This is a genomic window from Citrobacter telavivensis, from assembly GCA_009363175.1.
Classification (GTDB): domain Bacteria; phylum Pseudomonadota; class Gammaproteobacteria; order Enterobacterales; family Enterobacteriaceae; genus Citrobacter_A; species Citrobacter_A telavivensis.
Genome location: CP045205.1, coordinates 4,854,145 through 4,871,096, shown reverse-complemented (window position 1 = coordinate 4,871,096; position 16,952 = coordinate 4,854,145). Strand labels below are relative to the sequence as shown.

13 protein-coding genes are annotated in these 16,952 nt (G+C 55.1%); 7 read left to right on the top strand and 6 right to left on the bottom strand.

The window, feature by feature from the left end; genetic code table 11:
- Positions 1–121: 121 nt before the first annotated feature.
- The 3 genes from carA (at position 122) to caiF (ending at position 5,152) form a co-directional block, all read left to right on the top strand.
- Positions 122–1,270, top strand: a complete 1,149-nt coding sequence (carA, locus tag GBC03_25680) for a glutamine-hydrolyzing carbamoyl-phosphate synthase small subunit (protein ID QFS73359.1) — start codon at positions 122–124, stop codon at positions 1,268–1,270.
- An 18-nt stretch (positions 1,271–1,288) separates the two neighbouring features.
- On the top strand, positions 1,289–4,513 hold the full coding sequence (gene carB, locus GBC03_25675) for a carbamoyl-phosphate synthase large subunit (protein ID QFS73358.1): 3,225 nt from the start codon (positions 1,289–1,291) through the stop codon (positions 4,511–4,513).
- 249 nt (positions 4,514–4,762) lie between these two features.
- Positions 4,763–5,152, top strand: a complete 390-nt coding sequence (gene caiF, locus GBC03_25670) for a carnitine metabolism transcriptional regulator CaiF (GenBank protein QFS73357.1) — start codon at positions 4,763–4,765, stop codon at positions 5,150–5,152.
- A gap of 39 nt (positions 5,153–5,191) precedes the next feature.
- Here caiF and caiE read toward each other — a convergent pair whose 3' ends face one another.
- The 6 genes from caiE to caiT all read right to left on the bottom strand — a co-directional run bounded on the left by caiE (position 5,192) and on the right by caiT (position 12,744).
- A complete protein-coding gene (caiE, locus tag GBC03_25665; GenBank protein ID QFS73356.1) occupies positions 5,192–5,788 on the bottom strand; it encodes a carnitine operon protein CaiE in 597 nt (198 codons plus the stop codon).
- 449 nt (positions 5,789–6,237) lie between these two features.
- Positions 6,238–7,023, bottom strand: coding sequence for a crotonobetainyl-CoA hydratase (gene caiD, locus GBC03_25660; protein ID QFS73355.1), 786 nt, complete (start codon positions 7,021–7,023; stop codon positions 6,238–6,240).
- Between the two features lie 51 nt (positions 7,024–7,074).
- A complete protein-coding gene (caiC, locus tag GBC03_25655; protein QFS73354.1) occupies positions 7,075–8,628 on the bottom strand; it encodes a crotonobetaine/carnitine-CoA ligase in 1,554 nt (517 codons plus the stop codon).
- 62 nt (positions 8,629–8,690) lie between these two features.
- Positions 8,691–9,908, bottom strand: a complete 1,218-nt coding sequence (gene caiB, locus GBC03_25650) for an L-carnitine CoA-transferase (protein QFS73353.1) — start codon at positions 9,906–9,908, stop codon at positions 8,691–8,693.
- Positions 9,909–10,051: 143 nt separating this feature from the next.
- Positions 10,052–11,194, bottom strand: a complete 1,143-nt coding sequence (gene caiA / locus GBC03_25645; protein QFS73352.1) for a crotonobetainyl-CoA dehydrogenase — start codon at positions 11,192–11,194, stop codon at positions 10,052–10,054.
- A 32-nt stretch (positions 11,195–11,226) separates the two neighbouring features.
- Positions 11,227–12,744, bottom strand: a complete 1,518-nt coding sequence (gene caiT, locus GBC03_25640) for an L-carnitine/gamma-butyrobetaine antiport BCCT transporter (GenBank protein QFS73351.1) — start codon at positions 12,742–12,744, stop codon at positions 11,227–11,229.
- Between the two features lie 478 nt (positions 12,745–13,222).
- On the opposite strand from caiT, the gene fixA reads away from it, so the two are divergent.
- Genes fixA through fixX form a run of 4 tightly spaced genes read left to right on the top strand, consistent with a single transcriptional unit; the run spans position 13,223 to position 16,543 of the window.
- A complete protein-coding gene (gene fixA / locus GBC03_25635) occupies positions 13,223–13,996 on the top strand; it encodes a putative electron transfer flavoprotein FixA (protein QFS73350.1) in 774 nt (257 codons plus the stop codon).
- Between the two features lie 12 nt (positions 13,997–14,008).
- Positions 14,009–14,950, top strand: a complete 942-nt coding sequence (locus tag GBC03_25630; GenBank protein QFS73349.1) for an electron transfer flavoprotein subunit alpha/FixB family protein — start codon at positions 14,009–14,011, stop codon at positions 14,948–14,950.
- A gap of 22 nt (positions 14,951–14,972) precedes the next feature.
- Positions 14,973–16,259, top strand: coding sequence for an FAD-dependent oxidoreductase (locus tag GBC03_25625; GenBank protein QFS73348.1), 1,287 nt, complete (start codon positions 14,973–14,975; stop codon positions 16,257–16,259).
- Positions 16,256–16,543, top strand: coding sequence for a ferredoxin-like protein FixX (gene fixX / locus GBC03_25620; protein QFS73347.1), 288 nt, complete (start codon positions 16,256–16,258; stop codon positions 16,541–16,543). Before GBC03_25625 ends, fixX begins: the two co-directional genes overlap by 4 nt.
- Positions 16,544–16,952 lie beyond the last annotated feature (409 nt).

Here is a 16,952-nt window from a genome sequence, read left to right as displayed (position 1 = left end):
CCTTATCTCCAGAATGCCGCCGTTTGCCAGAAATCCACGGGTAAGCAAATTTGCATTGATCTATGCTATGAAAGTGCATTAATATGCAAATAAAGTGAGTGAATATTCTCTGGAGGGTGTTTTGATTAAGTCAGCGCTATTGGTTCTGGAAGACGGAACCCAGTTTCACGGTCGGGCCATAGGGGCAACAGGTTCGGCGGTTGGGGAAGTCGTTTTCAATACTTCAATGACCGGTTATCAAGAAATCCTCACTGATCCTTCCTATTCCCGCCAAATCGTTACTCTTACTTATCCCCATATTGGTAATGTCGGCACCAATGCCGCCGATGAAGAATCCTCCCAGGTCCATGCGCAAGGCCTCGTCATTCGTGACCTGCCGCTGATTGCCAGCAACTTCCGCAATACCGAAGACCTTTCTTCTTACCTGAAACGCCATAACATCGTGGCGATTGCCGATATCGATACCCGTAAGCTGACGCGTCTGCTGCGTGAGAAAGGGGCGCAAAACGGTTGCATCATCGCGGGCGATAACCTGGATGCCGCGCTGGCGCTGGAAAAAGCAAAAGCGTTCCCGGGCCTGAACGGAATGGATTTGGCGAAAGAAGTGACCACCACGGAATCATACAGCTGGACGCAGGGGAGCTGGACGCTGGCCGATGACCTGCCGGAAGCGAAGACAGAAAGCGAGCTGCCCTTCCACGTTGTTGCCTACGATTTTGGCGCCAAGCGCAACATCCTGCGCATGCTGGTAGACAGAGGCTGTCGCCTGACGGTCGTTCCGGCAAAAACGTCGGCGGAAGAAGTGCTGAAGATGAATCCGGACGGGATCTTCCTGTCGAACGGTCCTGGTGACCCGGCGCCGTGCGATTACGCTATCGACGCGATTCAGAAATTCCTCGAGACCGATATTCCGGTGTTCGGCATCTGCTTAGGCCATCAGTTGCTGGCACTGGCAAGCGGGGCGAAAACCGTGAAAATGAAATTCGGTCACCACGGCGGTAACCATCCGGTCAAAGATATCGACAACAATACGGTGATGATTACGGCCCAGAACCACGGCTTTGCGGTGGATGAAGCGTCCATGCCGGCAAATCTACGCGTCACCCACAAGTCGCTGTTCGATGGCACCTTGCAGGGGATTCATCGCACCGACAAACCGGCATTCAGCTTCCAGGGCCACCCGGAAGCGAGCCCGGGACCTCACGATGCCGCGCCGTTGTTCGACCACTTTATCGAGTTAATTGAGCTTTACCGTCAGTCCGCGAAATAATCAGGAGTTAAGAGAGCCATGCCAAAACGTACAGACATAAAAAGTATCCTGATTCTGGGCGCGGGTCCGATTGTTATCGGTCAGGCGTGTGAGTTTGACTACTCCGGTGCGCAGGCGTGTAAAGCGCTGCGTGAAGAGGGTTACCGCGTCATCCTCGTGAACTCCAACCCGGCAACCATCATGACCGACCCGGAAATGGCCGATGCGACCTACATCGAGCCGATTCACTGGGAAGTGGTCCGCAAAATCATTGAAAAAGAGCGCCCGGACGCGGTGCTGCCGACCATGGGCGGTCAGACGGCGCTGAACTGCGCGCTGGAACTGGAGCGTCAGGGGGTGCTTGCCGAGTTCGGTGTGACCATGATTGGTGCTACGGCTGACGCGATTGATAAAGCAGAAGACCGTCGCCGTTTCGACATCGCGATGAAAAAAATCGGTCTCGACACAGCACGCTCCGGTATTGCCCATACGCTGGAAGAAGCGTTGGCGGTAGCGGCCGACGTCGGTTATCCGTGTATCATCCGTCCGTCCTTTACGATGGGCGGCACCGGCGGCGGCATCGCTTACAACCGCGAAGAGTTTGAAGAGATTTGTACCCGCGGTCTGGATCTCTCCCCAACCAACGAGCTGCTGATTGATGAATCGCTGATTGGCTGGAAAGAGTACGAGATGGAAGTGGTGCGTGATAAAAACGACAACTGCATCATCGTCTGCTCCATCGAGAACTTCGATGCGATGGGTATTCACACCGGTGACTCCATCACCGTTGCGCCTGCCCAGACGCTGACCGACAAAGAATATCAAATCATGCGTAACGCTTCGATGGCGGTACTGCGTGAAATCGGCGTTGAAACCGGCGGTTCGAACGTTCAGTTTGCGGTGAACCCGAAAAACGGTCGTCTGATTGTGATCGAGATGAACCCGCGCGTATCCCGCTCCTCGGCGCTGGCGTCGAAAGCGACTGGGTTCCCGATTGCAAAAGTGGCGGCGAAACTGGCGGTGGGTTACACCCTTGATGAACTGATGAATGACATCACCGGCGGTCGTACCCCGGCGTCGTTTGAGCCGTCCATCGACTATGTGGTCACTAAAATCCCTCGCTTCAACTTCGAAAAATTCGTCGGCGCTAATGACCGTCTGACCACCCAGATGAAATCTGTCGGTGAAGTGATGGCGATTGGCCGCACCCAGCAGGAATCTCTGCAAAAAGCGCTGCGCGGTCTGGAAGTGGGTGCCACCGGCTTCGACCCGAAAGTAAGCCTGGATGACCCGGAAGCGCTGACCAAAATCCGCCGCGAGCTGAAAGATGCTGGCGCCGAGCGTATCTGGTATATCGCCGATGCGTTCCGTGCGGGCCTGTCCGTTGACGGCGTGTTCAACCTGACCAACATCGATCGCTGGTTCCTGGTACAGATTGAAGAGCTGGTACGTCTGGAAGAAAAAGTCGTGGAGTTGGGCATCAACGGCCTGACCCCTGACTTCCTGCGCGCCCTGAAACGCAAAGGCTTTGCCGATGCGCGTCTGGCTAAACTGGCCGGTGTGCGTGAAGCGGAAGTACGCAAACTGCGTGACCAGTACAACCTGCACCCGGTCTACAAGCGTGTGGACACCTGTGCGGCAGAATTCGCCACCGATACCGCCTACATGTACTCCACTTATGAAGATGAGTGCGAGGCGAACCCGTCCGTTGACCGCGACAAAATCATGGTGCTCGGCGGTGGTCCAAACCGTATCGGCCAGGGGATCGAGTTTGATTACTGCTGCGTACACGCCTCTCTGGCGCTGCGTGAAGACGGTTACGAAACCATCATGGTCAACTGTAACCCGGAAACGGTCTCCACCGACTATGACACCTCCGACCGCCTCTACTTTGAGCCGGTAACGCTGGAAGACGTGCTGGAAATTGTGCGCATCGAGAAGCCAAAGGGCGTGATCGTACAGTACGGCGGTCAGACCCCGCTGAAACTGGCGCGTGCGCTGGAAGCGGCAGGCGTACCGGTTATCGGCACCAGCCCGGATGCGATTGACCGTGCGGAAGACCGTGAGCGTTTCCAGCAGGCCGTTGACCGTCTGAAGCTGAAACAACCGGCGAACGCTACCGTGACCGCGATTGAAATGGCGGTTGAAAAGGCGAAAGAAATTGGCTACCCGCTGGTGGTGCGCCCGTCCTACGTGCTGGGTGGCCGCGCGATGGAAATCGTCTACGACGAAGCTGACCTGCGCCGCTACTTCCAGACCGCAGTCAGCGTTTCCAACGACGCGCCGGTTCTGCTCGACCGCTTCCTTGACGACGCGATTGAAGTGGATGTGGATGCAATCTGCGACGGCGAAATGGTGCTGATTGGCGGCATCATGGAGCACATTGAACAAGCGGGCGTCCACTCCGGCGACTCCGCCTGTTCTCTGCCCGCTTACACTCTGAGTCAGGAAATTCAGGATGTGATGCGCCAGCAGGTGCAGAAACTGGCCTTCGAACTGCAGGTGCGCGGTTTGATGAACGTTCAGTTTGCGGTGAAAGATAACGAAGTCTACCTGATTGAAGTTAACCCGCGTGCGGCGCGTACCGTACCGTTTGTCTCCAAAGCGACCGGCGTACCGCTGGCGAAAGTGGCGGCGCGCGTGATGGCGGGCAAATCGCTGACCGAGCAGGGCGTGACCAAAGAAATTATCCCACCGTACTACTCGGTGAAAGAAGTGGTGCTGCCGTTCAACAAGTTCCCGGGCGTCGACCCGCTGTTAGGGCCAGAAATGCGCTCCACCGGGGAAGTGATGGGCGTAGGCCGTACCTTTGCGGAAGCGTTCGCCAAGGCGCAACTGGGCAGCAACTCCACGATGAAGAAACAGGGCCGAGCGCTGCTCTCCGTACGCGAAGGTGATAAAGAGCGCGTGGTGGACCTGGCCGCGAAACTGCTGAAGCAGGGATTTGAGCTGGATGCTACCCACGGTACTGCGATTGTGCTGGGTGAAGCCGGAATCAACCCGCGTCTGGTGAACAAGGTGCACGAAGGTCGTCCGCACATTCAGGACCGTATCAAGAATGGCGAATATACCTACATCATCAACACCACCGCAGGCCGTCGTGCAATCGAAGACTCCAGGGTGATTCGCCGTAGCGCGCTGCAATACAAAGTGCATTACGACACCACGCTGAACGGGGGTTTTGCCACGGCGATGGCGCTGAATGCTGATGCGACGGAGAAAGTGACCTCCGTTCAGGAAATGCACGCGCAAATTAAAAAATAAGCGGCGGCAGCATTAGCCTTTGTTTTAAAAACGGTTCCGGAAACGGAGCCGTTTTTTTATGCACTCAGTTCATTCCTGGGGGTATATTGCACGCCAGGGCGACTTTCAATGTAACAAGCAAGATTTGGCTCACACTAATGCGCCGCTAAGTTGCTTACTATTATTTAATCCCACAATTTCAATGTGGTCTTGTTTTGTATTTGATGGACAGGGCATAGCAAGATTTTTAATTTGTGAAATGGTGTGCTTATGTGTGAAGAATATGTTGAAAAACCGCTTTACCTGTTGATCGCTGATTGGGTGATGGCAGAAAAGCGTTGGGTGAGTGCGAAAGAGATTGCGAAGCACTTTAATATGGATCACTGCAAAGCGATCAATACCGTCTCTTATATTCTCGCTGAGGTCGGGGAAATTAATTGCGAGACTAAGACTATCCCTAATCAACTGGAAGGTCGTGGATGTCAGTGCCAGCGACTGGTCAGAGTGACACACATTGATCCACAACTGTATGCTCGTCTGGGGCATAGCGCGCAGGAGAAGATGGTCAACAAATCGCCGCGGATGTCGGCGGTGCCGCCGTCAGAACTGAACCGCGAGCAGAAATGGCAGATGATGCTGTCAAAAAGTATGCGTCGGTAATCTTTTGTTTGCCGGATGGCGCAGTGCCATCCGGCATGATTACATTGCCGATTTGGGCTTCACCTCGGTCGTGCCCTTCAGGCGCGGTCGGTTTGCTTCCACCGCCGTTAACGGCGACGTTTCCCGTAGCGATGCCCGACAGCGCACGGCGAGATCCTGATATTCCTGCGTATTCAGCCGTTTCCAGTACAGTTCCTGTTCGCTGACGTCACGAACGACGCGAGCCGGCGTGCCGACCAGCAACTGCCGCGCGGCACCGGTAAATCCGGCTTTGACGAAGCTCATGGCGGCGACAATGCTTTCGTCACCGATCATCGCACCGTCCATGATTACGCTGTTCATTCCAACCAGCGCGTCCCGGCCAATCACACAGCCGTGCAGGATGGCGCCGTGTCCGATGTGTCCGTTCTCACGTACCACCGTGTCCGTATCGCAGTAGCCATGCATGATGCAACCGTCCTGGAGGTTGGAACCCGCTTCGAGGATCAAGCGGCCATAGTCACCGCGCAGCGAGGCGAGCGGGCCGACGTAAACGCCAGCCCCCACGATCACATCGCCAATCAGTACCGCGCTGGGATGCACATACGCCTCGGGATGGACCACGGGAATTAAGCCTTCAAAGTCGTAGCAACTCATCGACATACCTCAATTGTTTTTTGCCGGATGGCGGCGTAAACGCCTTATCCGGCCTACAGGACAGCGTATGTTTTGCCGGATGGCGGTGTGAACGCCTTATCCGGCCTACAGGGCCGCGTATGTTTTGCCGGATGGCGGCGTAAGCGCCTTATCCGGCCTACAGGACAGCGTATATTTTGCCGGATGGCGGCGTAAACGCCTTATCCGGCCTACAGGACAGCGTATATTTTTGCCGGATGGCGTCGTGAACGCCTTATCCGGCCTACAGGGCCGCGTATATTTTGCCGGATGGCGGTGTGAACGCCTTATCCGGCATACAGGGCCGCGTATGTTTTGCCGGATGGCGGCGTAAACGCCTTACCCGGCCTACAGGACAGCGTATATTTTTGCCGGATGGCGGCGTAAACATATGGGCGGCGTAGGCCTGATAAGCGCAGCGCCATCAGGCATTACCGTCCCTTCCAGACCGGATCGCGTTTTTCAGCAAACGCCAGCGGCCCTTCGAACGCATCTTCAGAATGCAGTACAGAAGGATAGTGCTTCAGCACGCCGCTGCGGATGAAGCGATAAGCCTCTTCCACCGGCATTTCACTGGTTGCGCGGTAAATTTCTTTCAGTGCGGCGATCGCCAGCGGGGCGCTGTTCACCAGTTGTTGTGCCAGTTCACGTGCGCTGGCCATCAGCTCTTGCTGGCTGACCACGCGGTTGACTATCCCCCAGCGCTGAGCCTCTTGCGCATTCATGCGTCTGCCGGTCATGACCATTTCGTTGATGATTGCCGGGGGCAATATTTTCGGCAGGCGCAGAACGCCGCCGCTGTCCGGTACGATGCCAAGTTTGGCTTCAGGGAGCGCAAAACTGGCGTTATCGGCACAAACAATAAAGTCTGCCGCCAGCGCCAGTTCAAAACCACCGCCGAAGGCATAGCCATTGACGGCGGCGATCACCGGTTTGTCGAGATTGAATATTTCGGTCAGACCAGCGAATCCACCAGGACCAAAATCTGCGTCCGGCGCTTCACCTTCCGCGGCGGCTTTTAAATCCCAGCCGGCGGAAAAAAATTTTTCACCCGCGCCAGTGACGATTGCCACGCGCAGTTCGGGATCGTCACGGAAATTAAGAAAAACCTCGCCCATTTGAAAACTGGTTTTTGCATCAATGGCATTCGCTTTTGGCCTGTCCAGCATAATTTCCAGAATCGGCCCATTGCGGGTTAAATGTAAAGATTCACTCATGGTTCATCTCCAAAAATAGGATGTCTGGCAGGGCTATTCCTGCCTGTAGGGTTATTTCAGATTTTTTTTGATTATTTTTCCTGAACAATTTCGCGGCAGGTCGGTTCTAATCTCCATAATTGAAGGGACTTTAAATTTCGCCATATTTTTTTCACAGAAGCTGAAAAATTCCTCTTCACTGAGCGTTTCACCTTCGTTGAGTACCACAAAAGCTTTTATTGCCTCATCGCGAATTGAATCTTTAATTCCGATAACGACAATGTCCTGAATTTTAGGATGTGCTGAAATAATATTTTCCAGCTCTACGCAGGAGACGTTTTCCCCTCCGCGCTTAATCATGTTGCAGCGGCGGTCGACGAAATAGAAAAAACCGTCCTCATCGCGATAGCCGGAATCACCGGTATGCAGCCAGCCGGTTGGTTCAAGCGCTTTGGCCGTCGCGTCTGGTCTGCCGTAGTACTCTTTGAAAATCGTTTTACCCGGCACGCCCTTGATGCAGATTTCCCCAATTTCACCCACGGGCAGCGCGCGGTTCTGCTCATCGCGAATTTCCGCTTCGTAACAAAAACCGGGACGTCCGATGGAGGGCCAGCGTCGCTTATCGCCGGGGCGATCGCCGATGATGCCGACGATGGTTTCCGTCATGCCGTACGAGGTCAACAGACGCACCCCGAAGCGCTCAAGAAACGCGTCTTTTTCCTGCACCGACAGATTGAGGTAGTACATCACTTCCCGTAAGCGGTGCTCTTTGTCCAGCGGCGAGGCGGGTTGAACCATCAGCGTTCTGATCATCATCGGAATACATTCCGTGACGGTCGCACGGTATTTACGTATCTGTCCCCAAAAGGCGCGGGCGCTGTACTTCTCAATCAGCACAAAGGTTGCGCCTGCCGAAAAGGCGGCCATGGCGGCAGTGCACTGGCAGTCGATGTGAAACGCAGGCATCACCGTCAGGTAAACGTCGTCATCTCGCAGGGCGCATTGCCATGACGAGTAGTAGCCGGCAAAACGCAGGTTGTAGTGGGTGATCACCACCCCCTTAGGTCGGGAGGTGGTGCCGGAGGTAAACAGGATTTCGGCCATGTCGTCCGTGGACAACGCTGGGGTATCGCGCAATGTCGTCGGCTGCTGGTCCTTCAACAGCGTAAAATGGCTTACGCCGTCAGCCACAGGTAACGCTTCGCCAATCAGGCAGATATGGTTAAGCAGCGTTGCGTTTTCCTGTTGAATCTGGCGATACATCGGATAAAAAGCCGCGCTGGTCACCAGCAGCTGAACCTCGCTGTTTTGCAGGATCCACGTGCTTTCGTCGCGCAGCAGGCGGGCATTAATTGGCACCATGACCGCGCCAATTTTTGCCAGCCCGAACCAGCAAAAGAAAAACTCCGGGCAGTTATCCAGATGCAGGGCAACCTTATCGCCTTTGCGAATGCCCAACGCGTGGAAAAGGTTTGCCGTCCGATTGATTTCCTCGTTAAGCGAGGCGTAGCTGTACTGGCGCACGACCCCTTCACTGGATTCGCAAATCAGCGCCGTTTTACTGCCATATACCCCGGCCAGGTCGTCCCACATCTGACGTAGGTGTTGTCCGCCAACGATATCCATTGCACTCCTGTCCATCTTCACTGGCGATGCGCTAACCAGACTGCCCGGTCAGCGCGTCGCGTTTAGTTCTCAACCTTGGCCAGACCTTTACTGACCAGTTCCTTAATGTCTGCGTCGTTGTAACCGATATTTTTCAGAATGGCGGCCGTATCCATGCCATGCGACGGCATACCACGCCAGATTTTCCCCGGGTTGTTTTTGAATTTCGGCATGATGTTTGGCCCTTTGCAGGTGCGGCCATCCATCGTTTGCCACTGGGTGATGGATTCGCGGGCAACGTACTGCGGATTGCCTTCCAGTTCAGGAATGGTCAGCACTTTGGCGCAAGCGATGTTCAGCTCAGCGAAACGCGCCTGGACTTCCGCGATGGTGTGCGCGCCCAGCCACGCATCCAGTTTCTCTTCGACCAGCGGTCCGTACGGACACTCGACGCGATGAATTAACTGTGTTCCTTCCGGCACTTCCGGCGTACCGAGAATGTGGGCCAGGCCGATGTCTTTAAAGCATTCGGTGACCTGCGTAATCCCGACCAGCTCCATCACGATGTAGCCGTCGGCGCATTTATACAGCCCACAGCCGGCGTAGTAGGGGTCTTTACCTTTGGTCATACGTGGGCAAATTTCGCCGCCGTTGAAGTAATCCATCATGAAGTACTGACCCATGCGCAGCATCACTTCGTACATTGCGACATCGATACTTTCGCCTTTGCCGGTTTCCCGCACCTTATGCAATGCCGCCAGCGCGGCTGTGGTGGCCGTCATGCCAGAGAAGTAGTCGGCGGTGTAGGGGAATGCGGGCATGGGCTGGTCGACGTCGCCGTTTTGGATCAGATAGCCGCTGAAGGCCTGAGCAATGGTGTTATAGGCCGGAAGGTTGGTGTACTCCTCAGTACCGTACTGGCCGAAGCCGGACAGGTGAGCGATAACCAGTTTCGGGTTATGTTGCCACAGGACGTCATCGGTAATTCCCCGACGGGCAAATGCCGGACCTTTACTGGCCTCAATGAAGATATCGGTGGTTTCCATCAGCTTCAGAAACGCTTCCCGACCTTCATCTTTAAAAATATTCAGCGAGAGCGCGTGCAGATTACGCCGCGACAATTGCGGATAGTTTGGCTGAACGCGGATGGTATCGGCCCAGGCGACGTTTTCGATCCAGATAACTTCAGCGCCCCATTCGGCAAACATCTGTCCGGCGAACGGCCCGGCGATTTCGATCCCGGAGAAAACCACCCGTAGCCCGGCAAGCGGCCCAAAAGCCGGCATTGGTAGACGATCCATAAAATACTCCTGAATAATTTGTAGGCCTGATAAGACGCAAGGGTCGCCATCAGGCAATCGACGCCGGATGGCGGCGTAAACGCCTTATCCGGCCTACAAAACATGGGCCCGGTAGGCGCAGCGTCACCGGGCATGTCGCTGTCTTAACGGTATTGCTTCAGTACGGCACGGCCGAGCGTCAGGATCTGCATTTCGTCAGAGCCACCGGATACGCGGTCAACGCGCAGGTCACGCCAGAAGCGGGTGATACGGTGGTTGCCCGCAATCCCCACGCCGCCAAGGACCTGCATGGCGGTGTCCACCACGTCAAACGCGGCATTGGCGCAGAAGTATTTGCACATCGCCGCATCACCCGAGGTGATGGTGCCGTTGTCTGCTTTCCACGCCGCTTCCAGCAGCATGTTTTTCATGGAGTTTAATTTGATCGCCATATGGGCGAATTTCTCCTGGATCAACTGGAAACGACCGATGGTTTCACCAAACTGCACGCGCTGGTTGGCGTAGCGCGCGGCATCTTCAAAGGCGCACATTGCCGTACCGTAGTTGGTGAGGGCGACGAGGAAACGTTCGTGGTCGAACTCTTCTTTTACGCGGTTAAAGCCGTTACCTTCCCGACCGAACATGTCTTTTTCGTCCAGCTCGACATCGTCAAAGTTGATTTCACAGCAGCTGTCCATGCGCAGACCCAACTTCTCAAGTTTGTTGACCTTGATGCCGGGTTTACTCATGTCGACAAACCATTCGGTATAGATGGGTTTATCCGGGGAAGCGCCGTCTCTTGCCATGACCACGATATAAGGGGTGTAGGCGCTACTGGTGATAAAACACTTACTACCATTAAGATAAACCTTACCATTTTTGCGGGTATAAGTGGTTTTCAAACTCCCAACATCCGATCCCGCTCCCGGTTCGGTGATGGCGGAGTTCCACATTTGTTTCCCCGTTCCCTGGAACGCCATGATTTTATCGATCTGCTCCTGGGTGCCTTCGCGCAGGAAGGTATTAAAACCGCCCGGCAACTGGTACAGCACGTAGGTAGGCGCGCCGAGGCGTCCCAACTCCATCCAGACGGCAGCCACGGTGACGAATCCGGCTTCCAGGCCGCCATGTTCTTCCGGGATCAGCAGGCTATCGATGCCCATATCCGCCAGCGCTTTCACGAAACGCTCCGGATACACGCTGTCGCGATCGCACTCGGCAAAATAGGCTTCCCAGTTCTCACTGGCCATCAGTTCACGAATACCGGCGACAAACAGTTCCTGCTCATCATTGAAATTGAAATCCATCTTCTAACCTCTATGTCATGGGGTAATTAGGTTTATTTATCTTTCCAGTGCACTTTGGCGTCTTTGATAAAGGAGAGCGTCACCATAATGTTGACGAAGAACAGCGGGCAGCCCCCGGCGATAATCGCGGTTTGTATCGGCTTCAGGCCGCCGAGCGCCAGCAGCACGATGCCAATCACGCCGACCAGCACGGACCAGCCGATACGCACCAGCAGCGGCGGCTCTTCGCCATCGCGAACTTCACGACAGGTCGACATCGCCAGGGTGTAAGAACAGGCGTTGATCAATGTGACGGTGGCAATAAAGCAGAGGATAAAGAATCCCCACATCGTGGCGGTGCTGAGCGGCAGGGCGGCCCAGGTTTCGATAATTGCGCGCGGCACGCCGTGATCGGCAATCAGTTGCGGAATGTTGATGATGTTTTTATCCATCAGCAGCAGGGTGTTACTGCCCAGCACTGTCCACAGGATCCAGGTCGATGCCGTCAGGCCCAACACCATGCCGAAGCACAGTTCGCGCACGGTACGACCGCGAGAGATACGCGCCAGGAAGATACTCATCTGGATGGCGTAAATCACCCACCATGCCCAGTAGAAGACCGTCCAGCCCTGCGGGAAACCGCCTTTGCCGATGGCATCGGTATAGAACAGCATGCGTGGCAGGTACATCAGCAGCATCCCGACGGAGTCGGTGAAGTAGTTCATGATGAAGCTGGCGCCGCTGACGATGAATACCCAGCCGAGCATCAGGAAGCTCAAATAGCTGCGCACGTCGCTGGCGATTTTGACCCCTTTTTGCAGGCCGCAGGCCACGCAAATGGCGTTCAAAATTATCCAGCAGGTGATGATGATAGCGTCAAGTTCCAGGGTGTGCGGAATACCAAACAGCCACTGCATGCACTCGGTCACCAGCGGCGTCGCCAGCCCAAGGCTGGTTCCCATCGCGAAGATCAGCGCCACCAGGTAGAAGTTATCAACGATAGTGCCGAATAGCCCTTTCGCATGTTTTTCGCCAACCAGTGGAACCAATGTTGAACTTGGGCGAATAACGTCCATTTTGCGTACAAAGAAGAAGTAGGCGAAGGCCACGGAAAGGAAGCTGTACGTTGCCCACGGCAGCGGCCCCCAGTGGAACAGGCTGTAGGCCAGACCTATCTCTTTCGCCGGCGTTGAGCCCGGCGTCAGCGCGAACGGCGGCGTGGAGATGTAGTAGTAAATCTCTATCGATCCCCAGAACAGCACGGCGGCTGAGGTACAGGAGGCGAACATCATGAAAATCCAGCTGGCGGTGCTGAACTCCGGTTTCTCGTCACCTAATTTCTTTTTCGCGTAGGGGCCAAACACCAGCCAGAACCAGCCGATGAGCATAATGACCATATACCACTCAAATGCCCATCCCCAGACATTGGTGACATAACTGAAGACGGCATTAATAACGACGTTTGCGGCATCGAGATCGCGTACCGTTAGCCAGCAAAGTATCCCGACTATTATTAGCGGCGGGAAAAAAACCTTTGGCTCAATTCCAGACTTTCTTTTTTCATTTTTCATGAGTGAATTCCAGGTTGAAAACGAAATTTATTTAGCGTTCCCGTTTGTTTTATTTTTGTTTATTTTTATTAAATATTTGTTGATACCCGTTTAACCTCAGGACGCGTTGGCAAGTAACTCATAATGGGTATTCGTTTTGCGGCATTCTGTAACGTTCGTCACACTTCTGGGTTGGGGCGTTCTGGCGCCAAAATTACAATAAAATAAATATAAATCATTAAGTTAATGATGTGATCGTTCGGTTTTACATCGTTTGTCGTTCAATATTGGTGATCTGCCAGGCAATATTGAAAATCTTTCTTTTTGGCGCTGGGTTTCAATATTGGTGAGGCGCTTAACAATATTGAAAGTTGCGAATATCAGTGTGTGACATTTTCAATATTGGTGATTATGGTTTTATTTCCGAATTAAAGAGCGTGATATCTGTATTTAACACCGCCGATATAAATACGTTTCCTTCATGATATCTGGAGATGCAATGAAGATAATTACTTGCTACAAGTGTGTACCTGATGAACAGGATATTGTCGTCAATCACGCAGATGGTTCATTAGATTTCAGCAAAGCAGATGGCAAAATCAGCCAGTACGATCTGAACGCGATTGAAGCGGCCTGTCAGTTGAAACAGCAGGCCAGCGATGCGCAGGTGATTGCCCTGAGCGTGGGAGGCAAAGCGTTAACCAACGCAAAAGGGCGTAAGGATGTCCTCTCCCGCGGTCCGGACGAACTGGTGGTGGTCATTGACGACCAGTTCGAGCAGGCGCTGCCACAGCAGACCGCTGCGGCGCTGGCCGCTGCCGCACAAAAGTCGGGATTTGACCTGATGATTTGCGGCGATGGCTCTTCCGATCTCTACGCGCAGCAGGTCAGCCTGCTGGTGGGTGAAACACTGAACATTCCCGCCATCAACGGCGTGAGTAAAATCCTCTCCCTGACGGAAAGCACGCTGACCGTTGAACGTGAACTGGAGGATGAAATCGAAACGCTGAGCATCCCTCTTCCGGCGGTCGTGGCCGTCTCCACCGACATTAACTCCCCACAAATTCCGTCCATGAAAGCCATTCTGGGGGCGGCGAAAAAACCGGTTCAGGTCTGGTCAGCGGCCGATATTGGCTTCAGCGGCGGGGACGCGTGGTCCATACAAACGGTGGCCGCGCCAAAACAACGTGAGCGCCAGCGCATTGTGATTGAAGGCGATGGTGAAGATCAGATTGCTGCGTTTGCCGATAGCCTGCGCAAAATCATTAATTAAGAAGGGGATGTTATGAGCAAGTTTTCCAGCGTCTGGGTATTCAGCGATACCGCGTCTCGTCTGCCGGAACTGATGAGCGGCGCGCAGGTTTTAGGTGAACAGGTTAACGCATTTGTGCAAAACGCCGACGAGGCGACCACCGCCATTCAGTTGGGCGCGCATCACGTCTGGCAACTGAGCGGCAAACCGGACGATCGCATGGTGGAAGACTATGCGCACGTGATGGCACAGACCGTTCGTCAGCAGAGCGATTCTGGCCTCGTGCTGCTGCCTAACACGCGTCGCGGCAAACTGCTGGCGGCAAAACTGGGCTATCGCCTTGCGGCAGCGGTCTCTAATGACGCCAGCGCGGTAACGCAGCAGGATGGCCGGGCGACAGTCAAACATATGGTGTATGGCGGTCTGGCGATGGGTGAAGAGACGCTCTCAACGCCGTTTGCGGTACTGACGCTCAGCAGCGGCACCTTTGAGGCGCAACAGCTGGATGCCGCACGCAGCGGCGAGACGCACAGCGTGGCATGGCAGGCGCCGGAGATTACCGTCACGCGCACCGCCATCCAACCACGTCAGAGTAACAGCGTCGATCTCGATAAAGCCCGACTGGTGGTCAGCGTCGGACGCGGCATAGGCAGCAAAGAGAATATCTCACTGGCGCAAGCGCTGTGCCAGGCCATTGGCGCAGAACTGGCTTGTTCGCGCCCGGTCGCCGAAAACGAGAAGTGGATGGAGCATGAGCGCTACGTCGGGATCTCGAACCTGATGCTCAAACCGGAACTGTACCTGGCGGTGGGGATCTCCGGGCAGATCCAGCACATGGTGGGGGCGAACGGCGCGCAGACCATTTTTGCCATCAACAAAGACAAAAATGCGCCGATCTTTCAGTATGCGGATTACGGCATTGTCGGCGACGCGCTGAAGATCCTGCCCGCGCTGACGACCGCACTGGCACGCTAATCCATTCAGGCAGGGAGTACGTATGTCCGAAGATATCTTTGATGCCATCATCGTGGGCGCCGGGCTTGCCGGTTCCGTCGCGGCCCTGGTGCTCGCCCGTGAAGGGGCCCAGGTGTTGGTTATCGAGCGCGGAAATTCCGCTGGCGCGAAGAATGTTACCGGTGGGCGCATTTACGCCCACAGCCTGGAGCGCATTATTCCAGGCTTTGCTGAGCAGGCCCCTGTTGAGCGGGTCATCACCCACGAAAAGCTTGCTTTTATGACCGATAACGGGGCGATGACCGTGGACTATCTCAACGGTGAAAAGGCGGGCCCGTCGCAGGTCTCTTATTCGGTGTTGCGCAGTAAATTTGACGCCTGGCTGATGGCGCAGGCGGAAGAAGCTGGCGCGCAGTTGATCACCGGGATCCGCGTGGATAACGTCGTTCAGCGCGATGGCAACGTGGTTGGCGTGGAAGCGGACGGCGACATCATTGAATCCAGGGTGGTCATCCTCGCCGATGGCGTCAACTCCCTGCTGGCAGAAAAATTGGGGATGGCGAAACGCGTTGAGGCGGCGCACGTGGCGGTCGGTGTGAAAGAGCTGATCGAACTGCCGAAGTCGGTGATTGAAGATCGCTTCCAGTTGCAGGGTAACGAAGGGGCGGCCTGTCTGTTCGCCGGATCGCCCACGGATGGCCTGATGGGCGGTGGCTTCCTCTATACCAACGAAAACACCCTGTCACTGGGGCTGGTGTGCGGTCTTCATCACCTGAAAGAGGCGAAAAAATCAGTCCCGCAAATGCTGGAAGATTTCAAGCAGCATCCGGCGGTTGCGCCGCTGATCGCGGGTGGCAAGCTGGTGGAGTACGCCGCGCACGTGGTGCCGGAAGCAGGGATGAACATGCAGCCTGAACTGGTGGGCGACGGCGTGCTGATTGCCGGCGACGCGGCGGGCATGTGTATGAACCTCGGCTTTACGATTCGCGGGATGGATCTCGCGGTGGCGGCTGGCGAAGCGGCGGCGAAAACGGTGCTCTCGGCCATGCAAAGCAACGACTTTAGCCGTCAGGGGCTGGCGGAGTATCGCCAGCATCTCGACAACGGTCCGATGCGCGATATGCGCATGTACCAGCGGCTGCCCGCGTTCCTCGATAACCCGCGCATGTTTACCCGTTATCCGGAAATGGTCGTCGGTATCGCACGCGACCTCTTTACCGTCGACGGCAGTGCGCCGGTGCCGATGCGTAAGAAGATCCTGCACCATGCGAAGAAGGTGGGCTTCATCAACCTGATGAAGGATGGCATTAAAGGAGTGACCGTATTATGACCTCTCCCGTCAACGTGGACGTCAAACTGGGCGTCAACAAATTCAATGTCGATGAAGAGCATCCGCACATCATCATGAAGGCGGTACCGGACAAACAGGTGCTGGAGGTGTTGATCAAGGCCTGTCCGGCCGGGTTATACAAAAAGCAGGATGATGGCAGCGTGCGCTTTGATTACGCCGGATGTCTGGAGTGCGGCACCTGTCGGATCCTGGGACTCGATACGGCGCTGGAGAAGTGGGAATACCCGCGCGGTACCTTCGGTGTGGAGTTCCGTTACGGTTAAACCGGGTGCCGGATGGCGGCTTCGCCTTATCCGGCCTACAGGGGGTTATGTAGGCCTGATAAGCGCAGCGTCATCAGGCATTAAGGTAAATAAAACAGTACAGGTAGACACTCCACTGCCGGATGGCGCCTTCGCCTTATCTGGCCTACGGGGGATTATGTAGGCCTGATAAGCGCAGCGTCATCAGGCATTAAGGTAAATAAAACAGTACAGATAGACACTCCACTGCCGGATGGCGGTTTCGCCTTATCCGGCCTACGGGGGATAAGTAGGCCTGATAAGCGCAGCGTCATCAGGCATTAAGGTAAATAAAACAGTACAGGTAGACACTCCACTGCCGGATGGCGGCTTCGCCTTATCCGGCCTACGGGGGATAAGTAGGCCTGATAAGCGCAGTGCCATCAGGCAG

What these genes read in the sequence shown, in the direction of transcription:
- carB (QFS73358.1), top strand. Translation starts at nt 1,289, where the DNA reads ATGCCAAAACGTACAGACATAAAAAGTATCCTGATTCTGGGCGCGGGT.
- caiF (QFS73357.1), top strand. Translation starts at nt 4,763, where the DNA reads ATGTGTGAAGAATATGTTGAAAAACCGCTTTACCTGTTGATCGCTGAT.
- caiE (QFS73356.1), bottom strand. Translation starts at nt 5,788, where the DNA reads ATGAGTTGCTACGACTTTGAAGGCTTAATTCCCGTGGTCCATCCCGAG.
- caiD (QFS73355.1), bottom strand. Translation starts at nt 7,023, where the DNA reads ATGAGTGAATCTTTACATTTAACCCGCAATGGGCCGATTCTGGAAATT.
- caiC (QFS73354.1), bottom strand. Translation starts at nt 8,628, where the DNA reads ATGGATATCGTTGGCGGACAACACCTACGTCAGATGTGGGACGACCTG.
- caiB (QFS73353.1), bottom strand. Translation starts at nt 9,908, where the DNA reads ATGGATCGTCTACCAATGCCGGCTTTTGGGCCGCTTGCCGGGCTACGG.
- caiA (QFS73352.1), bottom strand. Translation starts at nt 11,194, where the DNA reads ATGGATTTCAATTTCAATGATGAGCAGGAACTGTTTGTCGCCGGTATT.
- caiT (QFS73351.1), bottom strand. Translation starts at nt 12,744, where the DNA reads ATGAAAAATGAAAAAAGAAAGTCTGGAATTGAGCCAAAGGTTTTTTTC.
- fixA (QFS73350.1), top strand. Translation starts at nt 13,223, where the DNA reads ATGAAGATAATTACTTGCTACAAGTGTGTACCTGATGAACAGGATATT.
- GBC03_25630 (QFS73349.1), top strand. Translation starts at nt 14,009, where the DNA reads ATGAGCAAGTTTTCCAGCGTCTGGGTATTCAGCGATACCGCGTCTCGT.
- GBC03_25625 (QFS73348.1), top strand. Translation starts at nt 14,973, where the DNA reads ATGTCCGAAGATATCTTTGATGCCATCATCGTGGGCGCCGGGCTTGCC.
- fixX (QFS73347.1), top strand. Translation starts at nt 16,256, where the DNA reads ATGACCTCTCCCGTCAACGTGGACGTCAAACTGGGCGTCAACAAATTC.